Below are 23,259 nucleotides of genomic sequence, written 5' to 3'. Positions count from 1 at the left end.
CAACTTCTTCGATGTTTTCAGTGTTCCTCAGCCGGCGCCTTCGGTAGCGAGCGTTGGCGCAACACAGTCGCTGCGATGCCGCTCGCCACGATCAGTGCCATGCCGGCCCAGCCCGCGCCATCGATGCGGTCCCCGAATACGAGCACGCTGAAGATGCCTGAAAACACGATTCCCGAATATTGCAGGTTGGCGACCGTCAGCGTACCGCCTTCGGTCTTGGCGCTGGCGTAGGCGCGGGTCATGCAGAGTTGTCCGAGCGACGCCAGCACGCCGACCGGCAGCAGCCATATCGCGTGCATCCAGTTCCATGCCGAAAAGCCGGTCGTCAACGCCGCCGCCAGACCCACCACGGCAGAACCGACCGCGAAATAGAACACCGTGCGGGTCTCGGGTTCGCCCAGGCGCGAGAGCGCGACGACCTGCATATAGGCGAAGGCGGCGGTCAGCCCCGACATCAAGCCCATCAAGCCGGCAAAGCCCTGGTTGTCGCCGACGGTAGGCTTCAGCACCATCACCACGCCGCAGAAGCTGGCGATCACGGCCAGCACCAGCGGACCCTGTAGTGGCGGCTTGGGCAGGCTGCCGTCGCGACCCGGCACCGGCACCCAGGCGAGCAGTGCGCCCCCGACCAGAAACACCGCTATCCAGATGCTGCTCATGTAGTTGAGCGTCATCGCGGTGGCGAGCGGCATGTGGGCGATGGCGTAGAACCAGGCGCCAAGCGAGAGTACGCCGACCGTGCTGCGCCATGCGTGCATGCCCGGGTACTTCGTCGCGAGCGAGACGCCGCGGCTTCGGGCGATCGCCGCCAGGAAAACGATGCCGACCATGCCGCGATAGAAGACCAGTTCAGAGCTGGAGAACCAGGCCGATGCGATCTTCACGCAGACGCCCATGCTGGCGAACAGCAACGAGGCCAGCACCATCCATAGCGCCTGCATCAGCGCGGCTGCGTCGTGGTGTGCATCTCCCGCCGATACCACTCGTGAAACTGCTGCATGCCGTCTTCCATCGGGCTCTGGTAAGGCCCGCTCTCGTCGTCGCCACGCAGCATGAGCGCGCGCCGCCCGGCATCCATGCGCTCGGCGATCTCGTCGTCTTCGACGCAGGTTTCCATGTAGGCTGCCTGTTGCGCTTCCACGAACTCGCGCTCGAAAGCGACGATTTCTTCAGGGTAGAAAAACTCCACCATGTTGAGCGTTTTCGTCGGACTGATCGGGTGAAGCGTCGACACCGTCAACACATGCGGATACCACTCGACCATCACGTGCGGGTAGTAGGTGAGCCAGATCGCGCCGTACTTGGGCGGCTTGCCTTCACGGTACTTCAGCAGTTGCTCCTGCCATTTTTGATAGACCGGGCTGCCCGCGCGGCCCAGCCGATTGGCGACGCCGACCGTTTGCACAGAGAAATGCCGGTTGAACTCCCAGCGCAGGTCGTCGCAGGTGACGAAGCTGCCGAGACCCGGATGAAACGGGCCCACGTGATAGTCCTCGAGGTAGACCTCGATGAAGGTCTTCCAGTTGTAGTTGCACTCGTGCAGTTCGACCCGGTCGAGCGCGTAGCCGGTGAAGTCGAGGTCGGCACGCGGGCCCAGGCTGGCCATGTCGGCAGCGACGTCGCGGCTCGTGCCATCGGCGCTCGCATTGCGCTCGAACAGCAGGCCGTTCCACTCGGTCAGTGGGTAGTTATGCAGGTTCAGGCAGGGGTCCTGGTCGAAATGCGGCGCGCCGATTAGCGTGCCGGTGGTTCGAGGGTCTGCAGCGGCGTAGGTCCAGCGGTGCAGCGGGCAAACGATGTTGCCGCCGGCTTGCGTGGCGAGCTGGCCGCGGCCCTGCAGGATCAGCGCCTGCCGATGGCGGCACACGTTCGAAATCAGCTCGATGCCCTTGGGCGTATGCACGAGTGCACGGCCGTGGTGTTCCTGGGGCAGCGTATGGAAGTTGCCCGGCTCGGGCACGGCCAGACTATGGCCGACGTAGCGCGGGCCTTGGGCAAACAACGTTTGCAGCTCGCGGGCGTATAGCGCCTCGTCGAAGTACGCAGAAACGTGAAGGGGGCTCGCGGCCTGCTGCAGTTGAAGACTTAAATCAGACATGGGGGACCTGACCAAGCTCCCCACAGGGAGAGAAAAAGATGAACGGATAAACCGTCGGGCAGGGACGCGATTGTACCTGCCGCCCCCGAATCGTGCCCCGACCTAAAATGCCTTACCCCGACCGGGCTATCTTCCAGCTTCTCCACACGAACAATCGATTTCCGCATGCCCAAGGTGCCTTCTCTCCAGCCAGTCACGATCGCGTTGCCCGCAACCTACGAAGCCGGCGTTCAGGAGCTCGAACAGTTGGTAGCTGAGCTCGAATCGGGCCAGTTGCCGCTCGACCAGCTGCTGGTCAGCTACCAGCGCGGCGCGGCCTTGCTGACGTTCTGCCGCGACAAGCTGCAAGCCGTCGAAGACCAGATCAAGGTGCTCGACGCTGGCAGCCTGAAGGTGTGGACCGCCGAATGAGTTCGCACGCAGCGATGACAGACCCGTCTGCTATGCCTGCCGCGCGGTGGGATGCCGCGCGCCTCGCCGCCTGGAGCGAGCCGCATCTGGCTAACGTCGAGGGGGCCCTGTCGCGTTGGGTCGGCGTCGATGCGCCGCTGCTGCTGGGCGATGCGATGCGGTACGCGGTGCTAGACGGCGGTAAGCGCCTCCGGCCGTTGCTGGTGATGGCGGCCAGCGAGGCTGTGCACGGCCGGCCCGACGCCGCCCTGCGCGCCGCCTGTGCCGCCGAGCTCATCCACGCCTATTCCCTCGTGCACGACGACCTGCCGTGCATGGACAACGACATTCTTCGCCGCGGCAAGCCCACGGTGCACGTCAAGTTCGGCGAGGCCGATGCGCTGTTGGCCGGTGATGCGTTGCAGGCGTTGGCGTTCGAGCTGCTGACTCCCGATGCCGATGACCCGAACGCTGCGGGCGATGCGGTACCTCCGGTGATGCAGGCCCTGCTGTGCCGCCTGCTGGCACGTGCCGCTGGTAGCCAGGGCATGGCCGGTGGCCAGGCTATCGACCTGGCCAGCGTCGGGCGCTCGCTCGACGAGCCGCAACTCCGCGAAATGCATCGCATGAAGACCGGCGCGCTGCTGCAAGGCAGCGTCGAGATGGGCGCGGCGTGCGCTGCCAGCGTGCCCGCGCCTGCACTGGCCGCGATGCGTGACTATGGCGCTGCTATCGGGCTCGCGTTCCAGGTGGTCGACGACATCCTCGACGTCACTGCCGATTCGCACACGCTTGGCAAAACCGCCGGCAAGGATGCGGCCAGCGACAAACCCACTTACGTCTCCTTGCTGGGTCTGGACGGCGCACGCGCGCAGGCGCAACAACTTCTGACTGCGGCTCTGGCGGCGCTCGAACGCAGCGCATTGCCCGACACCAACGCGCTGCGAGCGCTGGCCCATATGGTCGTCGATCGCGACCGATAACAACAACTCTTCATGGCTCCGCTGCTCCCCACTCTCCACGACCCGTCTCCGATCCGCCAATACGACCGCGCGCAGTTACAGCAACTGGCCGACGAGGTGCGTGCCTGCGTGCTCGACAACGTGTCGCGCACCGGTGGCCACCTTAGTTCGAACCTGGGCACGGTGGAGCTGACCGTCGCGCTGCACCACGTCTTCAACACGCCGCACGACCGCCTGGTGTGGGACGTGGGTCATCAGACCTATCCGCACAAGATCCTGACCGGCCGGCGTGAGCGCATGCCGACGCTGCGGCAGCAGGGCGGAATCTCAGGCTTTCCGCAGCGCAGCGAAAGCGAGTACGACACCTTCGGCACGGCGCATTCGTCGACCAGTATTTCGGCTGCGCTCGGCATGGCGATGGCCGCCAAGCAAAAGGGCGAAGAACGCCATGCCGTGGCGATCATCGGCGACGGCGCACTCACCGCCGGCATGGCTTTCGAGGCGCTCAACAATGCAGGCGTGGCCGACTGCAAGCTGCTGGTGATCCTGAACGACAACGACATGTCGATCAGCCCGCCGGTCGGTGCGCTCAACCGCTATTTGGCGCAGCTGATGAGCGGCAATTTCTACGCCGCCGCGAAGAACGTCGGCAAGAGCGTGCTGCGCGGCGCGCCGCCGTTGTTCGAGCTTGCCAAGCGCTTCGAGCAGCATGCCAAGGGCATGGTCGTGCCAGCCACGCTGTTCGAGCAGTTCGGCTTCAACTACGTCGGCCCGATCGATGGGCACGACCTCGATTCGCTGGTGCCTACGCTCGAGAACCTGAAGCATCTGCACGGCCCGCAGTTCCTGCACGTCGTCACCAAAAAGGGCCAGGGCTACAAGCTGGCCGAGGCCGATCCCGTGGCCTATCACGGCCCTGGCAAGTTCGATCCGAGCATTGGCATCGTCAAGCCGACCACGCAACCCAAGCTGACGTTCACGCAAGTCTTCGGCCAGTGGTTGTGCGACACGGCCGCGCAGGACGGTCGCCTGGTCGGCATCACACCGGCGATGCGCGAGGGCTCGGGGCTGGTCGAGTTCGAGCAGCGTTTTCCGGATCGCTATTACGACGTCGGCATTGCTGAGCAGCATGCCGTCACTTTCGCGGCCGGCCTGGCTTGCGAAGGGCTGAAGCCGGTCGTTGCCATTTACTCGACCTTTCTGCAGCGTGCCTACGACCAGCTGATCCACGACGTTGCGATCCAGAATTTGCCTGTCGTGTTCGCGCTCGATCGCGCTGGGCTGGTGGGCGCTGACGGCGCCACGCACGCAGGCGCCTACGACATTCCCTTCTTGCGCTGCATCCCGAACATGAGCATCGCTTGCCCGGCCGACGAGGCGGAGTGCCGCCAGCTGCTCACCAGCGCCTACGAACAGAACCACCCCGTCGCGGTGCGTTATCCGCGCGGCGCCGGCGCGGGCGTTACGCCGCATATCACGCTCGATGCGCTGCCTTTCGGCAAGGGCGAAGTGCGCCGCACGGGCAAAGGCATCGTGATCCTCGCTTTCGGCACGTTGCTGTATCCGGCGCTGGTCGCGGCCGAGGCGCTCGACGCCACGGTCGTCAACATGCGTTGGGCCAAGCCGCTGGATGTTGCGTTGGTGAATGAAATGGCCAAGTCGCACGATGCCATCGTCACACTCGAGGAGGGCGCGATCATGGGCGGCGCGGGTAGCGCGGTGCTCGAGGCGCTGCAAGTGGCCGGCCTCCAGAAGCCTGTGCTGCAGCTCGGCTTGCCCGACCGCTTCATCGAGCATGGCGATCCGGTCAAGTTGCTGTCAGGGCTCGGGCTCGACGCGGCGGGCATTCAAGCGTCTATCGAGGCGCGATTCCCGGTCGAAGGCACGCCGCTGAGTTGAAGCGTTGATCCGATCCGCGGCGTTACTGCGCCGCCCGGAACGTCCTCGGGACCTCGCGGGGAAAACCCGCTCGTTCGCGCGGGAGGCGGTTTTTACAATGCTCCGGTCCCTCGAGCTTTCGAGTCGACAGCTTTCAAGAGCCGTCAACGCGGTCACCAGCTGCGTCTTGCGTAGTTCCCCGCATCCCAGGAGACAACCCAATGGACCGTCGTTCTCTCATTAAAAACGCAGGCATTGCCGGCATCCTCGCCGTCGGCAGTGCGCCCGCCGTGCACGCCCAGGCGGTGGTGCGCTGGCGTTGTGCCTCCAGCTTTCCGAAGTCGCTGGACACCATCTTCGGCACCAGCGAGGCCTTCGTTAAAAGCGTCCGCGACATGAGTGGCGGCAGGTTCCAGATATCGATGCATGCAGGCGGCGAACTTATTCCGGCGTTCGGCGTGGTCGATGGCGTGCAAAGCGGGGCGGTCGAAATGGCCCACACCGCGCCGTATTATTTCTACGGCAAAGACCCGGCGTTTTGCCTCGGCTGCTCAGTGCCTTTTGGCATGAACACGCGGCAGCAGAACGCATGGATGTACGAGGGCAACGGCATGAAGCTGATGCGTGCCTTCTATGCCAAGTACAACATCGTCAACCTGCCGGGCGGCAATACAGGAGCCCAGATGGGTGGCTGGTTCCGGAAGGAAATCAAGTCGATCGCCGACCTCAAGGGCCTCAGGTTCGGCACCAATCCGTTTGCCGGCAAGGTGCTCGAGCCCTTCGGTGTCATTGCGCAATCCATCCCCGGCGCTGACCTGTACCCGGCACTCGAGAAGGGCACGCTCGACGGCCTGGAATGGGTCGGCCCCTACGACGACCAGCAGCTCGGCTTCAACAAGGTCGCGCCGTTCTACTACTACCCCGGCTGGTGGGAGGGTGGTGCGGAAATCGACTTCTACATCAACAGCAAGGCTTGGGAAGGCCTGTCGGCCGAGTACAAGGCCATCGTCGAAGGGGCGGCCGCACAGGCCAACCTCTCGATGACGGCCAAGTACGACGCCAAGAACCCGATCGCGCTGAAGCAAATGGTCGGCTCGGGCACCAAGCTGCGACCCTTCTCGCAAGACGTGATGAATGCGGCCTTCAAGTCGGCGCGGCAGATTTACTCGGACCTTAACCACACGAACCCCGAGTGGAAAAAGATCTACCCAGACTGGGTCAAGTTTCTCGGTGACGAAAACGCTTGGTTCCGCTACACCGAAGGCACGTTCGATCGCTTCATGCAGCAGCAGAAGCTGTAGTTTGCATGGCGCACTGCGCCACACGCTCAATGAAAGCGGTGAGCAGCCGTGGGTCGGCCGAGTGAAACCAGATGATCGCGCCATTGCGTCGGCGCACCCGCAAACGCGGCGCCATGGCACGTTCGAGCCAGCGGATGTGTACGAGTTTGAGCTGCACGACATCGTGTGCGTCCGCGCGCTTGTTCCACAACCACGTCTGCGTCATGACGTCGCCATCGAGCCGGGTGCGGCTGCGCACGATCCAGTAGCCCATCCACATCACGCACACCGATGCCAGGCCGAAGACCCACACGCTGCCAGCCGACCACGCCGTGCTGCGCAGGGCCGGAAAACTCCAGACGCCGAATGCGACGACGTCGAACGCCAGCACCACCGCGAGGATGCGGAGCAGGCGCGGGAACGCGGGGCTGTCGATCGCGTTCATGGCGCCGTCTCGTAAGCCGGGGGTGGCGCCGGCTTCGTCGGAGCATTGTTGAAGTCGAAGCCGCAGCGGATGAGCGCGTTGCCGGCCGAAATGAGCGACGCGAACAGCACCGCATAACCGGCGAGCTTGCCGAATTTTTCGCTGATCCAGTCCGTGACTGTCGCGAACCTCAAAAGTGCGGACAAAGGGTTTTCTCCCGACGGATCGCAACAAGATGGGAGCCCTCTTGAGCTTGCGTTGGGGCTTGCTCCGAGCTCGACAAAAGCGCGCATGTTACAGCCTGCATCAGCGTGCGCAACGGCTGTCGCCATAATCGCGCATGCCTTCGAGCCCCCCGTCATCGACGCCGTTCAGCGCACATCCGGTGCCATATTCCATCGACTCGCCCGACATGCGGCGTGCGGGCCGGGAACTGCTTTCGCTGGCGCTGATCGATGCACGCAATCACACGTTGCATCTGCTGTCGCTGTGCGAAAACGTGTGGGGCTCGGTCGAGTTGCCGGCCGCTGCTGCGTATGCAGAGGGCGAAGAGGGTGTCGCGTCGCCGGTCTGGATGGCCGGCCACGTCGGCTGGTTTTCCGAGTGGTGGATCGCCCGCAACACGCAGCGTGCTTTCGGCGCCGATTGCCCGGCGCGTCCGACGCGGCTGGCTGCCATCGACCCCAACGCCGACGGCTGGTGGAACCCGACGCAGCGCACGCCCGATACACGCTGGTTGCCCGACTTGCCCGACCTGAGCCAGACCAAGGCCTATCTGCTCGAAACGCTGGAGAGCACGCTCGAGCTGCTGGAGCACGCGGCAGAAACGGATGCCGGGTTGTACTTCTATCGGCTCGCGTTGTTCTATGAAGATCTGTGCGGCGAGCAGCTGGTCGTGACGGCGCAAGCACTCGGTTTGCCGCTCGGCATCGAGCAGACCCCGACTGCCGTCACGCGTGAACCCTTGCTGGTGCCTGCGACGACGTGGGAGCTAGGTTTGCCCGATGCCGGTTTCGTCTTTGCACAGGAACGCGGCGGCGACCGCATCGAAGTGCCAGAGTTCGAGATCGATGCGCAGCCGATCACCTGGAGCCAATTCATCGAGTTCGTCGACGATGGCGGCTACGACGCGAGCGCGCTCTGGCATCCCGAGGGATGGCGCTGGCTCAACGCGCAGGTCGAAGGGCGTCGTGCGCCACGCTATGTCGAGCAGATCGGCGGTGCGCGGCATGGCAGCGGTGGCTCGGTGTTGCAACGCCGCTTCGGCACCACGGTGCGTGCCGCGGGCCAGCAGAGTGCCGTGCACTTGAGCTGGTGGGAGGCCGATGCCTGGGCCCGCTGGGCCGGTCGCCGCGTCGCGACCGAAGTCGAATGGGAGATCGCTGCGCACACGGCGGCACGCCGTGGCTTTCGGTGGTCCGACGTGCAGGAGTGGACCGCTGGAACCTTGCAGCCGTGGGTCGGCTTCAAGGCCGACCCGTGGAGTGCCGGCAGTGCCTTCGATCCGGTGCCCGCCTTCGGCCAGGCGCGCGTGCTGCGCGGTGCATCGTTCGCGACCCGCGCCCGGCTGCGCTCCGACAAGCGGCGCGACTTTGCCGCGCCGGGTCGTGACGATGGCTTCTTCGGATTCAGAACCTGCGCGGTTTGAGGACGGTCGGTGGCCAGGCTGCGCCTGCATCCACTTTTTTGCACATGAGTGCTGCAGTCGACGGGTAAAAATCAGAGGCAAAGTCAGTCCGCGCCCAGCGGCGGCGCCACATCCTCCAGCGATTTGCGTTCCGCGTCCACGCCCATCCGCAGGGCCAGCAAGCCCGCCACGATGACCAGCGCGGCGCCGATGCAATAGCCGACCGTCACCGCGCCGCGGCTGCCGGTTTCGATCAGCATGCCGAACAACACCGGCGCAGCGAAACCACCCGCGCCTGTGCCCACTGCATAGAAGATCGAGATGGCCAGCGCCCGCATCTCCAGAGGAAACACCTCGCTCACCGTCAGATACGCCGAGCTGGCCGCCGCCGACGCCAGAAAGAACACCGCAGACCAGCACAGCGCCTGCGTCAACGCGTCGAGCCAACCCAGCATGAACGCGCCGCCGGTGAGCGCCAGCCCGACGCCCGACAGCACATAGGTGAACGCGATCATCCTGCGACGCCCGATGCGATCGAACAGCGGGCCGAGCAGCAACGGACCGAGCACGTTACCGAGCGCGAACGGAAAGATGTAGAGCGCCACGCGGCCTTCGGGTACGCGATGAAAGCGCGTGAGCACCAGCGCGTAGGTGAAGAAGATCGCGTTGTAGAAAAAGGCCTGCGAGATCATCAAGGCCATCGCGACCACGCTGCGTCGCCGGTACTTGCGCAACAGCACGTGCGCGACCTCGCGCATCGTTGGCGGCGTGCGCCGGCCCGACACCGTCAGGCCGACCGCCAGTGGCAGCGGCCCGCATTCCGCTGCCACTTCGCATTCGATGGTGTCGAGGATGCGGCGAGCTTCCTCTTCGCGGCCTTGCGCGATCAGCCAGCGCGGGCTTTCAGGCACGTCGCGCCGTACCAGCAATATGGCGACGGCCAGCACTGCGCCGAGTCCGAAGCCGACGCGCCAGCCCCACACCGGCCCGAGCACGCGCGGGTCGAGCAGTACCAGACTGAGCCCGGCACCGAGCGCTGCACCGACCCAGAAACTTCCGTTGATCGCGAGGTTGACACGCCCCCGCAGCCGCGCCGGAATGAGTTCGTCGATGGCCGAGTTGATGGCCGCGTATTCGCCGCCGATGCCCAGTCCGGTGACGAAGCGGCAGAGCGCGAAGAAGGCGAAGTCGTTCGAGAACGCCGTCGCCAGCGTGCCGATCGTGTAGACCACCAGCGTGACGAGAAACAGCTTCTTGCGGCCGAGCCTGTCGGTCAGCCGGCCAAACAGCAGGGCACCCACGACCGCACCGGCGATGTAGACGGAACCCGACCAGCCGATCTCGGTCGCGGTGAGCGCCAGCGTGTCGGCACGCTCGAGCACCGCGCCGATCGAGCCGACCAGCGTCACTTCGAGTCCGTCGAGCACCCACGCGATACCGAGCGCCATGACCACGCGCCAGTGCCAGCGCGACCACGGCAAGCGGTCGAGCCGCGCCGGAATATCGGTCGCGCGGGCGGACGCGATCAGCTCGACGGTCCTCGCACGATCTGCTCGATGTGCTGCGCGAAATCGTCGATTGCGAAGGGCTTGGCGATCAGGTCCATGCCAGGCTCCAGAAACTCGGCGCGAGTCGTTGCATGTTCCGCATAGCCGGTCATGAAAAGCACGTGCAAGCCCGGCCGCTGCTGGCGTGCGAACTCAGCCAACTGCCGGCCGTTGATGCCTGGCAGGCCAACGTCGGTGACCAGCAGATCGATCGGCACCGCGGACTGCAATATCGGCATGGCCGTGGTGCCGTCGACGGCCTCGATGGTGCGATAGCCGAGGTCGGCCAGCACGTCGAGCACCAGCAGTCGAACGGCCGGATCGTCCTCGACGACCATCACGACCTCGCCGCGCCCCTGTGGAAGCGCAGCGGCTGCGGCCTCCGCCTCGACGGCTGCAGCGGCGTCGGCATGGGCTGGCGGCAAATAGAGCGTCACGCGCGTGCCGTGGCCGACGCGGCTTTCGATGCGGACATGACCGCGCGACTGTTGTGCGAAGCCGTACACCATGGAAAGTCCGAGGCCGGTGCCCTGGCCGATGGGCTTGGTCGTGAAGAAGGGGTCGAACACCTTGGCCAGGACTTCAGGCGACATGCCGGTGCCGGTGTCGGCGACCGAAATGGCGATGTAGTCGCCGGCGTCCAGGCCTTCGTGATGGCGCGTCTCGGATTCGCGCAGCGTCGCATGGCCGGTCGACAAGATCAGAGCACCGCCATGCGGCATGGCGTCGCGCGCATTGATGGCCAGGTTGAGGATGGCGCTTTCGAGTTGCGGCTCGTCACCCAACGCAGCGCCTACGCCGTCGGCCAACTGCACCTCGAGCCGCACCTGCTCACTCAGCGTGCGGCGCAGCAGGTCTTCCATCGAGCCGATCAATGCGTTGACATCGACCGCGCGCGGGTTGAGCGTCTGGCGCCGCGAGAAGGCCAGCAGCCGTTGAATGAGCGCGGCTGCACGATGCGCCGACTGTGTTGCTGAACTCATGTAGCGGTCGAGGTCGTCGGTGCGGCCCAGCGCGACGCGGCGCCGCACGATCTCGATCGAGCCGGTGATTCCTTGGAGCAAGTTGTTGAAGTCGTGCGCGATGCCGCCGGTGAGTTGCCCTATGGCTTCCATCTTCTGGCTTTGGCGCAGCCGCGACTCGGAGTCGCGCAGCGCCGTGATGTCGCGCCCGACCGCATGAAGAGAGTCCGTGTCGGGCACCGCGCTCCATGACAACGTGCGATAGCTGCCGTCCTTGTGGCGATACCGGTTTTCAAAGCGCAGCGTGATCTGCCCACGCGACAGCTTGGCGATTTCGGCCACCGTCGAGTCGATGTCGTCCGGGTGCACAAAATCGAGCAGGGGCTGGCCGACCAGTTCCGCTTCCGTCCAGCCGAGCAACGTTTCCCAGGCCGGGTTGATCGCCCGAATGATGCCGTCGAAGTCGCCGACGACCATGATGTCGGCGCTTAGTTGCCACAGCCGGTCGCGGTCGCGCGTGCGCTCTTCGACGCTTTGCGCGAGGCGCTCCTGCGCTGCCTTCTGGTCGTTGATGTCGGTGTTGGTACCGACCCAGCGCATCGGCGCGCTGCCTTCGCCGGTTTCGCCGACGTGACCGTCGCCGTCCTGCACCGGATGGGCGCGCACCAGATGCCAACGGTAGTCGCCGTCGAGCCGACGAAGCCGAAACTCCGCTGCGTAGGGCAATTGCGTCGCAAGCGAAAGCTGCCATTGCGACACGACATCGGGCAGGTCGTCTGGATGGACGATCGTCGCCCAGCCGTTGCCTTCGAGTTGCTCGAAGTGCATGCCGGAGTACTCATAGACCTGGTCGTTGAACCAGTCGAGCCGGCCGTCTCCTGCTGCGGTCCAAACCTGGTTGGGCACTGCCTGGGCCAGCGCACGAAAGCGGCCCTCGCTCTGGCGCAAAGTGGCTTCGACCTGCTTGGCCCCTGTGATGTCCTGCACCACGCCGCGCAACAACATCGGCTTGCCGGCGTCGTTGCGAACCAGTTCGGCACGCCGTGCGATCCAGCGCAACGACTGATCGTCGGCGCGGCGAATGGGGTATTCGACATTGAGGCGCAACGAGCCATCGACGCGGTTCGTCAGAGTCGACATCGGCTCCACCGCGTCGATGCGCAAGGCTTCGACGACCGAGGCCTGGAATTCAGGCCGCACCGGCACGCCGAAGATGCGACAGAACTCTGCCGACACACTCAGTTCGTTGGTCGCGATGTCGAGCAGAAAGACGCCGATGCCGCCCGCCGCCTGCGCCAGTCGCAGTTGCTTGTTGGTTTCCCGCAGCGCCTGTTCGGCGAGCTTGCGGCTGTCGATGTCGACCATCACGCCAGGAAAGCGCAGGGGCCGGTTCATTGCGTCGTGTTCTACGTAACCGCTGGCCTCCACCCACCGCCAGCGAGCGTCGAGCGTCCGCACCCGGTACTCGACGCGGTACGGCGCGCCCTGGGCAAGCGACTCGGCGATGGCTGCCTGCACTTTGGACAGGTCATCGGGATGAATCGCTTCCAGAAATCGCGAAATCGGCAGGCCGCCTTGCCTGTCCGGCGCCTGCAAGGAAAAAGCCGTCGCGAGGGCTTCATCGGCGAACACCATGTCGGTCTGCACGTCCCACATCCAGGTGCCGACGATGGCGCTCGCGCTCAGGGCAAGTGCGGTGCGCCGTGACGCATCGCGAAGGCGCGTTTCACTTTCAGCAAGTGCCAGGCGACCGTGTACGCGCTCGGTGGTTTCGTTGACGAGGCACAGCACGCCGCCGATGTGGTCGTTGGCCTCGCGCACGGGGGAGAACGACACGTCGAAGAACACTTCTTCGAGATGGCCGTGGCGATCGATATGGAACGGTCTGTCGATGGCCGAAAAACTCTCGCCCTGTTGCAACACCTGATTCAACAGCGGGCCGAGGTCGTCCCACAGTTCTGCCCAGTTTTCTGCCGCCGGCCTTCCGAAGGCTGTCGGGTGCTTCAGGCCGATGGTCGGCGCGTAGGCGTCGTTGTACAGCGCGACCAGCTCGGGCCCCCAGAAAAGCACCATCTGCGCATGCGCCGGCAACATCAATTCCAGCGTTGTGCGCAAGGCTTGCGGCCAGGCCGGTGGAGCCCCCAAAGGCGAGCGACGGGCATCGAGCCCACGCGCCAGCGCCGCCGCCTCGCCGGCGCCAGCCGGCCATCCGAGCAAGGAAGATTCGCGCTTCATCGAAAGATTATGGGAGGTGCGCCAGTGCTTTGTTGTCCGGAAAAGTCCCAGTAAAAGAATCCGCGGAGCGTTTGTCTGCGTACACAGCGGGTACCAAACGCCGCCGAAACTCCGGATTGCGTCAACCAGACACCTCATCGGAGAACCCATGGCACCCCGCAGGCAATTTCTGTTCACTCTCGCGGCCGGCGCGCTCGGCACGCTTCCCGGCTTGTTGCTCACTCCGGTCGCCCGCGCCGCCAAGGCCTACGAGGTGACGCACACCGAGGCGCAGTGGAAGGCGATGCTCACGCCCGAGCAATTTCAGGTGCTTCGCCAGGCGGGCACCGAGCGGCCGTACTCCAGCCCGCTCGACAAGGAAAAGCGTACCGGCACGTTCTCGTGCGCTGGCTGCAAGTTGCCGTTGTTCTCGTCGACCACCAAGTTCGACAGCCGCACCGGCTGGCCCAGCTTCTACCAGCCGATGGACAACTCGGTCGAAAAGACGTCTGACAACAGCCTGGGCATGAGCCGGGACGAGGTGCTGTGCCGGCGCTGCGGCGGCCACCTGGGTCACGTTTTCGACGACGGTCCGCCGCCGACCGGCCTGCGCTACTGCATGAACGGTCTGGCGATGGCGTTCACCGTCCAGACCTGAGCCGGGCGCCGGGCGCTTCCGATGCGCTCTGGTCAGCCCAACACGTCGCGGTGCAGGCTGATTGCTTCGACGACCATTGCGCTTAAGTCGGTGGTGTCGCCTCTGCCACTTTGGTCGACGTGCGCCAGTAACGCACGCCGCATGCGCGGTTCCCAGAATCGCTTTAAGTGCTGCGCAATGCCTTCCAGCGCCTCCTCGCGGTCGGGCATCGCCTCGAAGAAGGTGCCGATCTGGTTGGCCATGCGTACCAGCGAATCAACTTGCATCGCGCAGGACCGTCATTTCGCCGACGCGACATCTGCTGGCTCGGCGCGCGCAGCCAACAGATCCAACTGCACCTTGTGGAACCGGCTGTATTCCTGTTGCCACGCAGAAGGCTGCATCACAGGCATGACCTGCACCGCTGTCACCTTGTATTCAGGGCAGTTGGTGGCCCAGTCGGAGTTGTCGGTGGTGATGACGTTGGCACCCGATTCCGGGAAGTGGAATGTCGTGTAGACCACACCCGGCTGCATGCGCTCGGACACCGTCGCGCGCAGCACCGTCTCCCCGGCACGGCTCTTGATACCGACCCAGTCGTCTTCCGCGATGCCGCGCTCCTCGGCGTCGTGCGGATGGATTTCCAGCCGGTCTTCGCTGTGCCACTGGTTGTTGTCGGTGCGACGGGTTTGCGCGCCGACGTTGTACTGCGACAGGATGCGGCCAGTGGTCAGCAGCAGCGGAAATTTGCGCGTGACCTTCTCGTCCGTCGCCACGTACTGCGTGACGATGAATTTGCCCTTGCCGCGCACGAAGGCGTCGATGTGCATGGTCGGCGTTCCCTCGGGCGCGTCGGCATTGCACGGCCACTGGATGCTGCCGAGTTCGTCGAGCCGCTCGTAGCTCACGCCGGAAAAAGTCGGCGTCAGCGCGGCGATCTCGTCCATGATTTCTTTCGGGCTGGCGTAGTGCATCGGATAGCCCAGCGCCTGCGCCAGCTTCTGCGTCACTTCCCAATCGGCCAGTCCGGCCTTGGGCGGCATCACTTTGCGCACGCGCGAAATGCGCCGCTCGGCGTTGGTGAAAGTGCCGTCTTTTTCGAGGAACGACGAGCCGGGCAAAAACACGTGCGCGTACTTGGCGGTCTCGTTCAGAAAGAGGTCTTGCACCACCACGCATTCCATCGCCATCATGGCGGCGGCCACGTGCTGCGTGTTGGGGTCCGACTGCACGATGTCCTCGCCTTCGCAATACAGACCCTTGAAGCTGCCGCTCAACGCCGCATCGAACATGTTGGGTATGCGCAGGCCCGGCTCGGGGCTGATCTCGACACCCCACGCTGCTTCGAACGACGCGCGCGTGATGCTGTCGGATACGTGCCGGTAGCCGGGCAGTTCATGCGGGAACGAGCCCATGTCGCAGGCACCCTGCACGTTGTTCTGTCCGCGCAACGGGTTGATGCCCACACCTTCACGGCCGACGTTGCCGGTGGCCATCGCGAGGTTGGCGATGCCCATCACCATCGTCGAGCCCTGGCTGTGTTCGGTCACGCCCAGGCCGTAGTAGATGGCACCGTTCGCGGCATTCGCATACAGGCGTGTCGCTGCGCGCAGGTCGGCCGACGGCACCCCGGTCGCCGCTTCCATCGCCTCGGGCGAATTCTCGGCACGCGCCACGAATTCGCGCCATTCTCCGAACGACTTGGCGTCGCAGCGTTCGGCCACGAATGCTTCGGCGACGAGCCCTTCGGTGACCACGACATGCGCCATTGCGGTGATCACCGCCACGTTGGTGCCGGGCTTCAGCTGCAAGTGGTGATCCGCTTGCACATGCGGCGAGCGCACGATGTCGATGCGGCGTGGGTCGATCACGATCAGCCTGGCGCCAGCCACGGTGGCGCTGCCGCGCAGCCGCTTCTTCATGCGCGACGCGAACACCGGATGGCCGTCGGTCGGGTTCGCGCCGATGACCACGATCACGTCGGCTTGCTCGACCGACTTGAACGTCTGCGTGCCGGCGGACGTGCCGAGCGTCTGGCCCAGCCCATAGCCGGTCGGCGAGTGGCACACGCGCGCACAGGTGTCGACGTTGTTGTTGCCGAAAGCGGTGCGGACCAGCTTTTGCACCAGGTAGGTTTCTTCGTTGGTGCAGCGTGACGAGGTGATGCCACCGATCGAATCTTTGCCGTACTTGGCCTGCAGCCGCTTGAACTCGCTGGCCGCGTGGTCCACCGCCACATCCCAGCTCACCTCCTGCCATGGGTCGGTGATCTTCTCGCGGATCATCGGCTTCAACATCCGGTCTTGATGCGTTGCGTAGCCCCAGGCGAAGCGGCCCTTGACGCACGAGTGGCCCTCGTTGGCCTTGCCGTCTTTCCACGGCGTCATGCGCACGACTTCGTTGCCTTTCATCTCCGCTTTGAAGCCGCAACCCACGCCGCAGTAGGCGCAGGTGGTGATGACGCTGTGCTCCGGCTGACCGAGCCAGATGACCGACTTCTCCTGCAGCGTGGCGGTCGGGCAGGCCGAGACGCAGGCGCCGCAACTCACGCATTCCGACGCCATGAAGGGTTCGTCTTGCCCCGGCGACACGCGCGACTCGAAGCCGCGGCCGCTGATCGTCAGCGCGAAGGTGCCCTGCGTTTCTTCGCAGGCGCGCACGCAGCGGTTGCACACGATGCACTTGCTTGGGTCATAGGTGAAGTAGGGGTTCGACTCGTCTTTCTTCGCCTTCAGATGGTTGGCGCCGTCGAAGCCGTAGCGGACGTTGCGCAAGCCGGTCACGCCCGCCATGTCCTGCAGTTCGCAGTCGCCGTTGGCCGCGCAGGTCAGGCAGTCGAGCGGATGGTCGGAGATGTAGAGCTCCATCACGCCCTTGCGCAATTGCTGCAGCTTGGGCGTTTGCGTGCGCACCTTCATGCCGGCCTCGGCAGGCGTGGTGCACGAGGCCGGATAACCCTTTCGGCCATCGATCTCGACCAGGCACAGGCGGCAAGAGCCGAAGGGTTCCAGGCTGTCGGTGGCGCAGAGCTTGGGCACCTGGATGCCGGCGTCGACGGCAGCGCGCATCAACGACGTGCCGGCCGGCACTGTCACTTCGTTGCCGTCGATTTCGAGCGTGACCTCGCGCGGTGATTCGCGACGGGGCGTGCCGTAGTCGGTGTCTTTGTGGGTGTCCAGCATGGGTTGGTCCGGTGACTTCGTTTGACGGCTTCAGGCCGGTTCAGGCAGGCAGTGGCGCAATGGATTCGACCGCGACGATGCCGAAGTCCTGAGGGAAGTGGTCGAGCGCCGACAGCACCGGGAAGGGCGTCATGCCACCCATGGCGCAGAGCGAGCCGTGGAGCATCGTGTCGCACAGGTCGCGCAACAGCTCGACGTGCATGACTTGCTCTTCTCGGCCGTGGTTCGCGCGGATCTTGTCGATCACCTCGACGCCGCGGGTCGAGCCGATGCGGCAGGGCGTGCACTTGCCGCACGATTCGATGGCGCAGAACTCCATTGCGTAGCGTGCCAGCTTCGACAAATCGGCCGTGTCGTCGTGCACCACGATGCCGCCATGCCCGACCGTGCCGCCGGCCGCCGCATACGCTTCGTAGTCGAGCGGCAAATCCCATTTCGACTCCGGCAGGTAGGCGCCGAGCGGACCGCCGACCTGCACCGCCTTGATCGGCCGGCCCGACGCCGAGCCGCCGCCGTAGTCGTAGAGCAGTTCGCGCAGCGTCACGCCGAAGGCCTTCTCGACCAGTCCGCCGTGCTTGATGTTGCCGGCCAGCTGAATCGGCAGCGTGCCGCGCGAGCGCCCGACGCCGAAGTCGCGATAGAACGCCGCACCACGCGCAAGGATCACCGGAATGCTGGCCAGCGTGATCACGTTGTTGATGAGCGTCGGCTTGCCGAAGAGGCCGGTGATGGCCGGCAGCGGCGGCTTGGCGCGCACGATGCCGCGCTTGCCTTCGAGGCTTTCGAGCAGCGCGGTTTCTTCGCCGCACACGTACGAGCCGGCGCCCTTGCGCACTTCGAGCGAAAAATCGTGGCCCGAGCCGAGGATGTCTTCGCCGAAAAAGCCGGCCGCGTTGGCGATGCCGATGGCCTCGTTCATCGTGGAGATCGCGTGCGGATACTCTGAGCGGATGTAGACATAGCCTTTCGTCGCGCCGGTCGCGATGCCAGCGATGGTCATGCCCTCGATCAGCATGAACGGGTCGCCCTCCATCGTCATGCGGTCCGAGAAGGTGCCCGAATCGCCTTCGTCGGCGTTGCAGACGATGTACTTTTGCGACGCGGGCGTGGCGAGCACCGTCTTCCATTTGATGCCCGCCGGAAATGCTGCGCCACCGCGCCCGCGGAGGCCCGAGTCGAGCACCTGCTGCACGATGTCCGCGGGCATCAAGGTCATCGCACGGCGCAGGCCGGCGTAACCTTCATGGGCTTCGTAGTCGGCGAGCGACAGCGGGTCGGTGATACCCATGCGCGCGAAGGTCAGGCGCTCCTGGTTCTTGAGATACGGGATGTCGTCAGTCAGGCCGAGATGCAGGGGATGTGGCCTGGCGCCGGTCGGCACGATGAAGTCGGCATCGAACAGGCCCGCGACATCGCCAGGCGTCACCGGCCCGTACGCGGCGCGACCTGCCGACGTGGCGACCTCGACCAGAGGTTCGAGCCACATCAGGCCGCGCGATCCGTTGCGCACGATGTGGACGTCGAGTCCACGCATTTGCGCCTCGTCTGCAATGCGGCGCGCCACGCGGTCGGCACCGACAGCGAGTGCGGCAGCATCGCGCGGGACGTACACGGTGACCGCATTCATGTTGTGGTCCCGACCGGCTCGGCAACAGCGACGACTTCGGCGATCAAGGCATCGAAAGCCCGCGGCGTCATGCGCGCGTGCAATTCATCGTCGAGCAGCAAGGCTGGCGACGAGGCGCACAAGCCGAGGCAAAAGACCGGCTCCAGAGTGAAGGCGCCATCTGCCGAAGTGCTGCTCTTCGCGCTGTCGTGCGCCGAACAGCCGAGGCGGAGTTCCGCATGCGCCATCAGCGCATTGGCGCCCATCGACTGACACGCCTCGGCGCGGCAGATCTGCAGCACATGCCGCGCCGCGGGCGCGCTCCGAAAGTGGTGGTAGTAAGTGACGACGCCGTGCACCTCGGCGCGCGACACGTTCAATGCCTCGGCGATGGGCGGCACCTGGTCGGCAGGGACGTAGCCGAGCGCATCCTGCACGTCGTGGAGGATCGGCAGCAGCGCACCGGGCTCGCCGGCGCGGCGCATCAGCACGTCGCCCACGACGGAAGCCGCGTCGGCATGTGGTGAGGACCGGGCCGAGAGTGCAGGCGAGGGGTAGGTCAGTGGAGTCATGGTGTCCGGGAAAAGTTTCGACCTTCAGCGCCGGTCAGTCCAATTCAATCCAAAAATGGACCGATGCATTCGTGAAATCAGGGTTTTCCAGCGTTCGGACTGGCAGTCCGCTCGGCGACAGAGCGACAATTACGCATCTTCACCAAGGAATCACGCGCATGGGCACGACGACCGAACCGACCATCATTTACACGCTGACCGACGAGGCGCCGGCGCTGGCGACAGCGGCGTTTTTGCCGATCGTCCGCGCATTCACCGCGCCGGCCGGCATCACGGTCACCACCAGCGACATTTCGGTGGCGGCCCGCGTCCTGGGCGAGTTCCCGGAATTTCTGACCGAAGCCCAGCGCCGGCCCGACAACCTGGCAGAACTCGGCCGGCTCACGCTGCTGCCGGACACCAACATCATCAAGCTGCCGAACATCAGCGCATCGGTGTCGCAGCTTCAGGCCTGCATCAAGGAACTGCAGGGGAAGGGCTATGCATTGCCCGACTATCCGGAAGCCCCGAAGACCGACGAAGACAAAGCGATTCGCGCCCGCTACGGCAAGTGCACCGGCAGCGCCGTGAACCCGGTACTGCGCGAAGGCAACTCCGACCGTCGCGCGCCGCTGGCCGTCAAGAACTACGCCCGCAAGCACCCGCACAGCATGGCAGACTGGAGCCAGGCCTCGCGCTCGCATGTGTCGCACATGCACCGCGGCGACTTCTATCACGGCGAAAAGTCGATGACGCTCGACAAGGCGCGTGACGTCAAGATGGAACTCACCACCGCGACCGGGAAGACCATCGTGCTCAAGGCCAAGGTGCCGCTGAAAGACGGCGAGATCATCGACAGCATGTTCATGAGCAAGAAGGAATTGATTGCCTTCTACGAGAAAGAAATCGAAGACGCGCACAAGACCGGCGTGATGTTCTCGTTGCACGTCAAGGCCACCATGATGAAGGTGTCGCACCCCATCGTGTTCGGCCACTGCGTGCGCATCTTCTACAAGGATGCGTTCGAGAAGCACGCCAAGCTGTTCGAAGAGCTGGGCGTCAACGTCAACAACGGCATGGTCAACCTGTACGACAAGCTCGAGACGCTGCCGTCGTCGCAGCGTGAGCAGGTCATCAAGGACCTGCACGCCTGCCACGAGCATCGGCCCGAGCTGGCGATGGTCGACTCGGCCAAGGGCATCACCAACTTCCATTCGCCCAACGACATCATCGTGGACGCGTCGATGCCCGCGATGATCCGCAACGGCGGCAAGATGTGGGGGGCGGACGGCCGCCTGAAGGACGTGAAGGCCGTGATGCCCGAGTCGACCTTCGCCCGCATCTACCAGGAGATCATCAACTTCTGCAAGTGGAACGGCAACTTCGACCCCAAGACCATGGGCACCGTTCCCAACGTCGGCCTGATGGCCCAGCAAGCCGAGGAATACGGTTCGCACGACAAGACCTTCGAGTGCCCCGATGACGGCGTGGCCAACATCGTCGACCTTGCCACTGGCGAAGTGCTGCTCTCGCAAAACGTCGAGAAGGGCGACATCTGGCGCATGTGCCAGGTGAAGGACGCGCCTATCCGCGACTGGGTCAAGCTGGCCGTCACGCGCGCCCGCAATTCGGGCACGCCCGCCGTGTTCTGGCTCGACCCGTACCGCCCGCATGAAAACGAGGTCATCAAGAAGGTCAAGCTCTACCTGAAGGACCACGACACCACCGGCCTGGACATCCAGATCATGTCGCAGGTGCGCGCGATGCGCTACACGCTGGAGCGCGTGATTCGTGGGCTCGACACCATCTCGGTGACCGGCAACATCCTGCGCGACTACCTGACCGACCTGTTTCCGATCATGGAGCTGGGCACCAGCGCCAAGATGCTGTCGATCGTGCCGTTGATGGCCGGCGGCGGCATGTACGAGACCGGTGCTGGCGGTTCGGCGCCCAAGCATGTGCAACAGCTGGTGGAAGAAAACCACCTGCGCTGGGATTCCCTTGGCGAGTTCCTGGCGCTGGCCGTGTCGCTCGAAGACCTGGGCCTGAAGACCGGCAACAAGCAGGCCGTCATCCTCGCGAAGACGCTGGATGTTGCAACCGGCAAACTGCTGGACAACAACAAGAACCCGTCGCCCAAGACCGGCCAGCTCGACAACCGCGGCAGCCAGTTCTATCTGGCCATGTACTGGGCGCAAGAGCTCGCGGCACAAACGGACGACAAGCAATTGCAGTCGAGTTTCACCGCGCTGGCCAAGAGCCTCACCGACGGCGAAAAGAAGATCGTCGACGAGCTTGCAGCAGTGCAAGGCAAGCCTGCCGACATCGGCGGCTACTACCTTGCCGATCCAAAGAAGTGCGACGCCATCATGCGGCCCAGTGCGACGCTCAACGCGGCCTTGGCTTCAGCGCAGAGCTAGTTCGTGCGTTGAGGGAAGGGCGGTCCGCACCGCCTTCGTCATGTCGACGAGTCGCAAGACGTTGGTCTCGAACATGGCGCGCACTTCAGCGTCTTCGCTTTCCTCGATGGCAGCGAGATAGCCATAGCCTGCGTTGTTGACGAGCGCCCCGCTCGGCCGAAGCGGCGCGTGGCTTCGGCCACGACCGCCTCAATTTACTCGGGCTGCGTCACGTCAAGAGCGTGGGCCAGCGCTCGCTCAGTCGGTCCTGATCATCACGCTCGACTCCGGCTGCAATTTCGAGTGTCACTTCAGTGGTGACTGGACCACGGACGACCGAAATGATCTTGCCTGGGAGGGCTTGCGTGCGCTGATTTTCATCAGAGAGTTTCCTGCACCGTCGACATGTCGATGACGAAGCGGTACTTGACGTCGCTCTTGAGCATGCGCTCATAGGCTTCGTTGATCTGCGGCATCTTGATGACTTCGATGTCCGAAACGATGTTGTGCTTGGCGCAAAAGTCGAGCATCTCCTGCGTCTCCGGGATGCCGCCGATCATCGAGCCGGCGATGCTGCGGCGCTTGGTGATCAGGCCGAAGACGCCAGGGGAAGGATGCGGCGTGCTCGGCGCGCCGACCAGCGTCATCGTGCCATCCATCTTGAGCAGCGCGAGGAAAGGGTCGAGGTCGTGCGACACGGCCACGGTGTTGAGGATGAAGTCGAAGCTGTTGAGATGAGCCTTCATTTCGTCGGGGTTCTTCGACACCACGACTTCCTTGGCGCCGAGCCTCAGAGCGTCCGCCGATTTGCCTGGTGATGTGGTGAAGAGCACCACATGCGCACCGAGTGCCGCGGCGATCTTCACGCCCATGTGCCCCAGGCCGCCCAAACCGACGATGCCGACCTTGTGTCCCGGGCCGACTTTCCAGTGACGCAGCGGGGAGTAGGTCGTGATGCCGGCGCACAGCAGCGGCGCCACGGCGGCCAGGTCTTTTTCGTCGTGCGTTACTTTCAGCACGAACTTTTCGAAGACGACGATGTGGTCGGAGTAGCCGCCCAGCGTGTTGGCGCGCGAGACCTGCTCCTGGCTGTTGTAGGTGCCGGTCATGCCGTTGTCGCAATACTGTTCGAGCCCGTCGGCGCAGGGTTGGCAGTGCTGGCAGCTGTCGACCATGCAGCCGACGCCGACGATGTCGCCGACCTTGAACTTGGATACGTCACTGCCAATGGCGGTGACGCGCCCGACGATTTCATGGCCCGGCACGCACGGAAAAACCGACGGTCCCCATTCGCTCTTGGCAGTATGCAGATCGGAGTGGCACACGCCGCAATGGAGGATGTCGATGGCGACATCGCGTGCGGTGGGCGTGCGGCGCTCGAAGGTGAAAGGGGCGAGCGGCGTGGTGGCGGACTGGGCCGCGTAGGCGTGGGTGAGGGTCATAAAAAGCTTCCGGTGCGTTGGCTTAAAGCGAGGCTTGAAAAATTGAACTCACGGAACATA

Annotated in this window: 18 protein-coding genes and 1 pseudogene; 7 read left to right on the top strand and 12 right to left on the bottom strand. The window is 64.5% G+C overall.

What is annotated here, in order from left to right; all coding sequences use genetic code 11:
• Window positions 1-17: 17 nt before the first annotated feature.
• The gene (locus QN413_RS15310) at window positions 18-941 is read right to left on the bottom strand and encodes a DMT family transporter (protein ID WP_323497430.1); all 924 of its coding nucleotides are present in this window, start codon (window positions 939-941) and stop codon (window positions 18-20) included.
• Window positions 941-2,098 (bottom strand): aromatic ring-hydroxylating dioxygenase subunit alpha, encoded by a 1,158-nt coding sequence (locus tag QN413_RS15305; RefSeq protein WP_323497429.1) that lies wholly within the window; start codon window positions 2,096-2,098, stop codon window positions 941-943. Before QN413_RS15305 ends, QN413_RS15310 begins: the two co-directional genes overlap by 1 nt.
• A 165-nt stretch (window positions 2,099-2,263) precedes the next feature.
• On the opposite strand from QN413_RS15305, the gene xseB reads away from it, so the two are divergent.
• The 4 genes from xseB to QN413_RS15285 all read left to right on the top strand — a co-directional run bounded on the left by xseB (window position 2,264) and on the right by QN413_RS15285 (window position 6,629).
• Window positions 2,264-2,509, top strand: a complete 246-nt coding sequence (gene xseB / locus QN413_RS15300; RefSeq protein ID WP_187051022.1) for an exodeoxyribonuclease VII small subunit — start codon at window positions 2,264-2,266, stop codon at window positions 2,507-2,509.
• A 32-nt stretch (window positions 2,510-2,541) separates the two neighbouring features.
• On the top strand, window positions 2,542-3,471 hold the full coding sequence (locus QN413_RS15295; protein ID WP_323497448.1) for a farnesyl diphosphate synthase: 930 nt from the start codon (window positions 2,542-2,544) through the stop codon (window positions 3,469-3,471).
• A gap of 12 nt (window positions 3,472-3,483) precedes the next feature.
• The gene (gene dxs / locus QN413_RS15290) at window positions 3,484-5,349 is read left to right on the top strand and encodes a 1-deoxy-D-xylulose-5-phosphate synthase (RefSeq protein WP_323497428.1); all 1,866 of its coding nucleotides are present in this window, start codon (window positions 3,484-3,486) and stop codon (window positions 5,347-5,349) included.
• Window positions 5,350-5,549: 200 nt separating this feature from the next.
• Complete coding sequence (locus QN413_RS15285; RefSeq protein ID WP_323497427.1) at window positions 5,550-6,629, top strand: TRAP transporter substrate-binding protein DctP; 1,080 nt, start codon at window positions 5,550-5,552, stop codon at window positions 6,627-6,629.
• On the opposite strand, the gene QN413_RS15280 is transcribed toward QN413_RS15285, so the two are convergent.
• Together QN413_RS15280 and QN413_RS15275 are read right to left on the bottom strand one after the other, a co-directional pair.
• Complete coding sequence (locus tag QN413_RS15280; protein ID WP_323497426.1) at window positions 6,607-7,053, bottom strand: hypothetical protein; 447 nt, start codon at window positions 7,051-7,053, stop codon at window positions 6,607-6,609. The genes QN413_RS15285 and QN413_RS15280 overlap by 23 nt on opposite strands.
• A complete protein-coding gene (locus tag QN413_RS15275; protein ID WP_323497425.1) occupies window positions 7,050-7,238 on the bottom strand; it encodes a hypothetical protein in 189 nt (62 codons plus the stop codon). The genes QN413_RS15280 and QN413_RS15275 overlap by 4 nt, the downstream gene beginning before the upstream one ends.
• Window positions 7,239-7,372: 134 nt before the next feature.
• On the opposite strand from QN413_RS15275, the gene QN413_RS15270 reads away from it, so the two are divergent.
• The gene (locus tag QN413_RS15270) at window positions 7,373-8,680 is read left to right on the top strand and encodes an SUMF1/EgtB/PvdO family nonheme iron enzyme (RefSeq protein ID WP_323497424.1); all 1,308 of its coding nucleotides are present in this window, start codon (window positions 7,373-7,375) and stop codon (window positions 8,678-8,680) included.
• A gap of 83 nt (window positions 8,681-8,763) precedes the next feature.
• Here the strand turns inward: QN413_RS15270 and QN413_RS15265 are convergent, their stop codons facing one another.
• Window positions 8,764-10,107 carry an MFS transporter gene (locus QN413_RS15265; RefSeq protein WP_323497423.1) on the bottom strand — a complete coding sequence of 448 codons (1,344 nt, stop codon included), beginning with the start codon at window positions 10,105-10,107 and terminating at the stop codon, window positions 8,764-8,766.
• A gap of 77 nt (window positions 10,108-10,184) precedes the next feature.
• Window positions 10,185-13,403 (bottom strand): PAS domain-containing protein, encoded by a 3,219-nt coding sequence (locus QN413_RS15260; RefSeq protein WP_323497422.1) that lies wholly within the window; start codon window positions 13,401-13,403, stop codon window positions 10,185-10,187.
• 148 nt (window positions 13,404-13,551) lie between these two features.
• Between QN413_RS15260 and msrB the strand changes: the two genes are divergently transcribed.
• Window positions 13,552-14,040: a peptide-methionine (R)-S-oxide reductase MsrB gene (gene msrB, locus QN413_RS15255; RefSeq protein WP_323497421.1), complete on the top strand. Its 489-nt coding sequence runs from the start codon at window positions 13,552-13,554 to the stop codon at window positions 14,038-14,040.
• A gap of 32 nt (window positions 14,041-14,072) precedes the next feature.
• Here msrB and QN413_RS15250 read toward each other — a convergent pair whose 3' ends face one another.
• From QN413_RS15250 to QN413_RS15235, 4 genes are read right to left on the bottom strand one after another with little or no spacing between them, the layout of a single operon-like run.
• Window positions 14,073-14,306: a formate dehydrogenase subunit delta gene (locus QN413_RS15250; protein ID WP_323497420.1), complete on the bottom strand. Its 234-nt coding sequence runs from the start codon at window positions 14,304-14,306 to the stop codon at window positions 14,073-14,075.
• Window positions 14,307-14,318: 12 nt separating this feature from the next.
• Window positions 14,319-17,201, bottom strand: coding sequence for a formate dehydrogenase subunit alpha (gene fdhF, locus QN413_RS15245; RefSeq protein ID WP_323497419.1), 2,883 nt, complete (start codon window positions 17,199-17,201; stop codon window positions 14,319-14,321).
• Between the two features lie 40 nt (window positions 17,202-17,241).
• The gene (locus QN413_RS15240; protein WP_323497418.1) at window positions 17,242-18,828 is read right to left on the bottom strand and encodes an NADH-quinone oxidoreductase subunit NuoF; all 1,587 of its coding nucleotides are present in this window, start codon (window positions 18,826-18,828) and stop codon (window positions 17,242-17,244) included.
• Entirely contained in the window at window positions 18,825-19,379 is a 555-nt protein-coding gene (locus QN413_RS15235) for a formate dehydrogenase subunit gamma (protein ID WP_323497417.1), read from the bottom strand. The genes QN413_RS15240 and QN413_RS15235 overlap by 4 nt, the downstream gene beginning before the upstream one ends.
• A 158-nt stretch (window positions 19,380-19,537) precedes the next feature.
• Here QN413_RS15235 and QN413_RS15230 point away from each other — a divergent pair, with 158 nt between their 5' ends.
• Window positions 19,538-21,778 (top strand): NADP-dependent isocitrate dehydrogenase, encoded by a 2,241-nt coding sequence (locus tag QN413_RS15230; protein ID WP_323497416.1) that lies wholly within the window; start codon window positions 19,538-19,540, stop codon window positions 21,776-21,778.
• A gap of 27 nt (window positions 21,779-21,805) precedes the next feature.
• Here the strand turns inward: QN413_RS15230 and QN413_RS15225 are convergent.
• Together QN413_RS15225 and QN413_RS15220 are read right to left on the bottom strand one after the other, a co-directional pair.
• Window positions 21,806-22,026: pseudogene (locus tag QN413_RS15225) on the bottom strand (SDR family NAD(P)-dependent oxidoreductase); the annotation flags it as partial.
• A 111-nt stretch (window positions 22,027-22,137) separates the two neighbouring features.
• Complete coding sequence (locus QN413_RS15220) at window positions 22,138-23,199, bottom strand: NAD(P)-dependent alcohol dehydrogenase (protein ID WP_323497415.1); 1,062 nt, start codon at window positions 23,197-23,199, stop codon at window positions 22,138-22,140.
• Window positions 23,200-23,259: the final 60 nt, after the last annotated feature.

It is taken from the genome of Variovorax sp. LG9.2 (assembly GCF_035018885.1).
In the GTDB taxonomy this organism is placed as follows: Bacteria; Pseudomonadota; Gammaproteobacteria; order Burkholderiales; family Burkholderiaceae_C; genus Variovorax.
Note: the sequence above shows the minus strand (reverse complement) of the source record. Positions and strands in the feature narration are given on the sequence as shown.

Bases quoted from the DNA above. Each gene is read 5' to 3' on its own strand.
- QN413_RS15220 (WP_323497415.1), bottom strand. From the start codon at position 23,199: ATGACCCTCACCCACGCCTACGCGGCCCAGTCCGCCACCACGCCGCTC.
- QN413_RS15240 (WP_323497418.1), bottom strand. From the start codon at position 18,828: ATGAATGCGGTCACCGTGTACGTCCCGCGCGATGCTGCCGCACTCGCT.
- QN413_RS15230 (WP_323497416.1), top strand. From the start codon at position 19,538: ATGGGCACGACGACCGAACCGACCATCATTTACACGCTGACCGACGAG.
- QN413_RS15295 (WP_323497448.1), top strand. From the start codon at position 2,542: ATGCCTGCCGCGCGGTGGGATGCCGCGCGCCTCGCCGCCTGGAGCGAG.
- QN413_RS15235 (WP_323497417.1), bottom strand. From the start codon at position 19,379: ATGACTCCACTGACCTACCCCTCGCCTGCACTCTCGGCCCGGTCCTCA.
- QN413_RS15280 (WP_323497426.1), bottom strand. From the start codon at position 7,053: ATGAACGCGATCGACAGCCCCGCGTTCCCGCGCCTGCTCCGCATCCTC.
- QN413_RS15310 (WP_323497430.1), bottom strand. From the start codon at position 941: ATGCAGGCGCTATGGATGGTGCTGGCCTCGTTGCTGTTCGCCAGCATG.
- QN413_RS15305 (WP_323497429.1), bottom strand. From the start codon at position 2,098: ATGTCTGATTTAAGTCTTCAACTGCAGCAGGCCGCGAGCCCCCTTCAC.
- fdhF (WP_323497419.1), bottom strand. From the start codon at position 17,201: ATGCTGGACACCCACAAAGACACCGACTACGGCACGCCCCGTCGCGAA.
- QN413_RS15265 (WP_323497423.1), bottom strand. From the start codon at position 10,107: ATGGCGCTCGGTATCGCGTGGGTGCTCGACGGACTCGAAGTGACGCTG.
- QN413_RS15270 (WP_323497424.1), top strand. From the start codon at position 7,373: ATGCCTTCGAGCCCCCCGTCATCGACGCCGTTCAGCGCACATCCGGTG.
- QN413_RS15250 (WP_323497420.1), bottom strand. From the start codon at position 14,306: ATGCAAGTTGATTCGCTGGTACGCATGGCCAACCAGATCGGCACCTTC.
- msrB (WP_323497421.1), top strand. From the start codon at position 13,552: ATGGCACCCCGCAGGCAATTTCTGTTCACTCTCGCGGCCGGCGCGCTC.
- QN413_RS15260 (WP_323497422.1), bottom strand. From the start codon at position 13,403: ATGAAGCGCGAATCTTCCTTGCTCGGATGGCCGGCTGGCGCCGGCGAG.
- QN413_RS15285 (WP_323497427.1), top strand. From the start codon at position 5,550: ATGGACCGTCGTTCTCTCATTAAAAACGCAGGCATTGCCGGCATCCTC.
- dxs (WP_323497428.1), top strand. From the start codon at position 3,484: ATGGCTCCGCTGCTCCCCACTCTCCACGACCCGTCTCCGATCCGCCAA.
- xseB (WP_187051022.1), top strand. From the start codon at position 2,264: ATGCCCAAGGTGCCTTCTCTCCAGCCAGTCACGATCGCGTTGCCCGCA.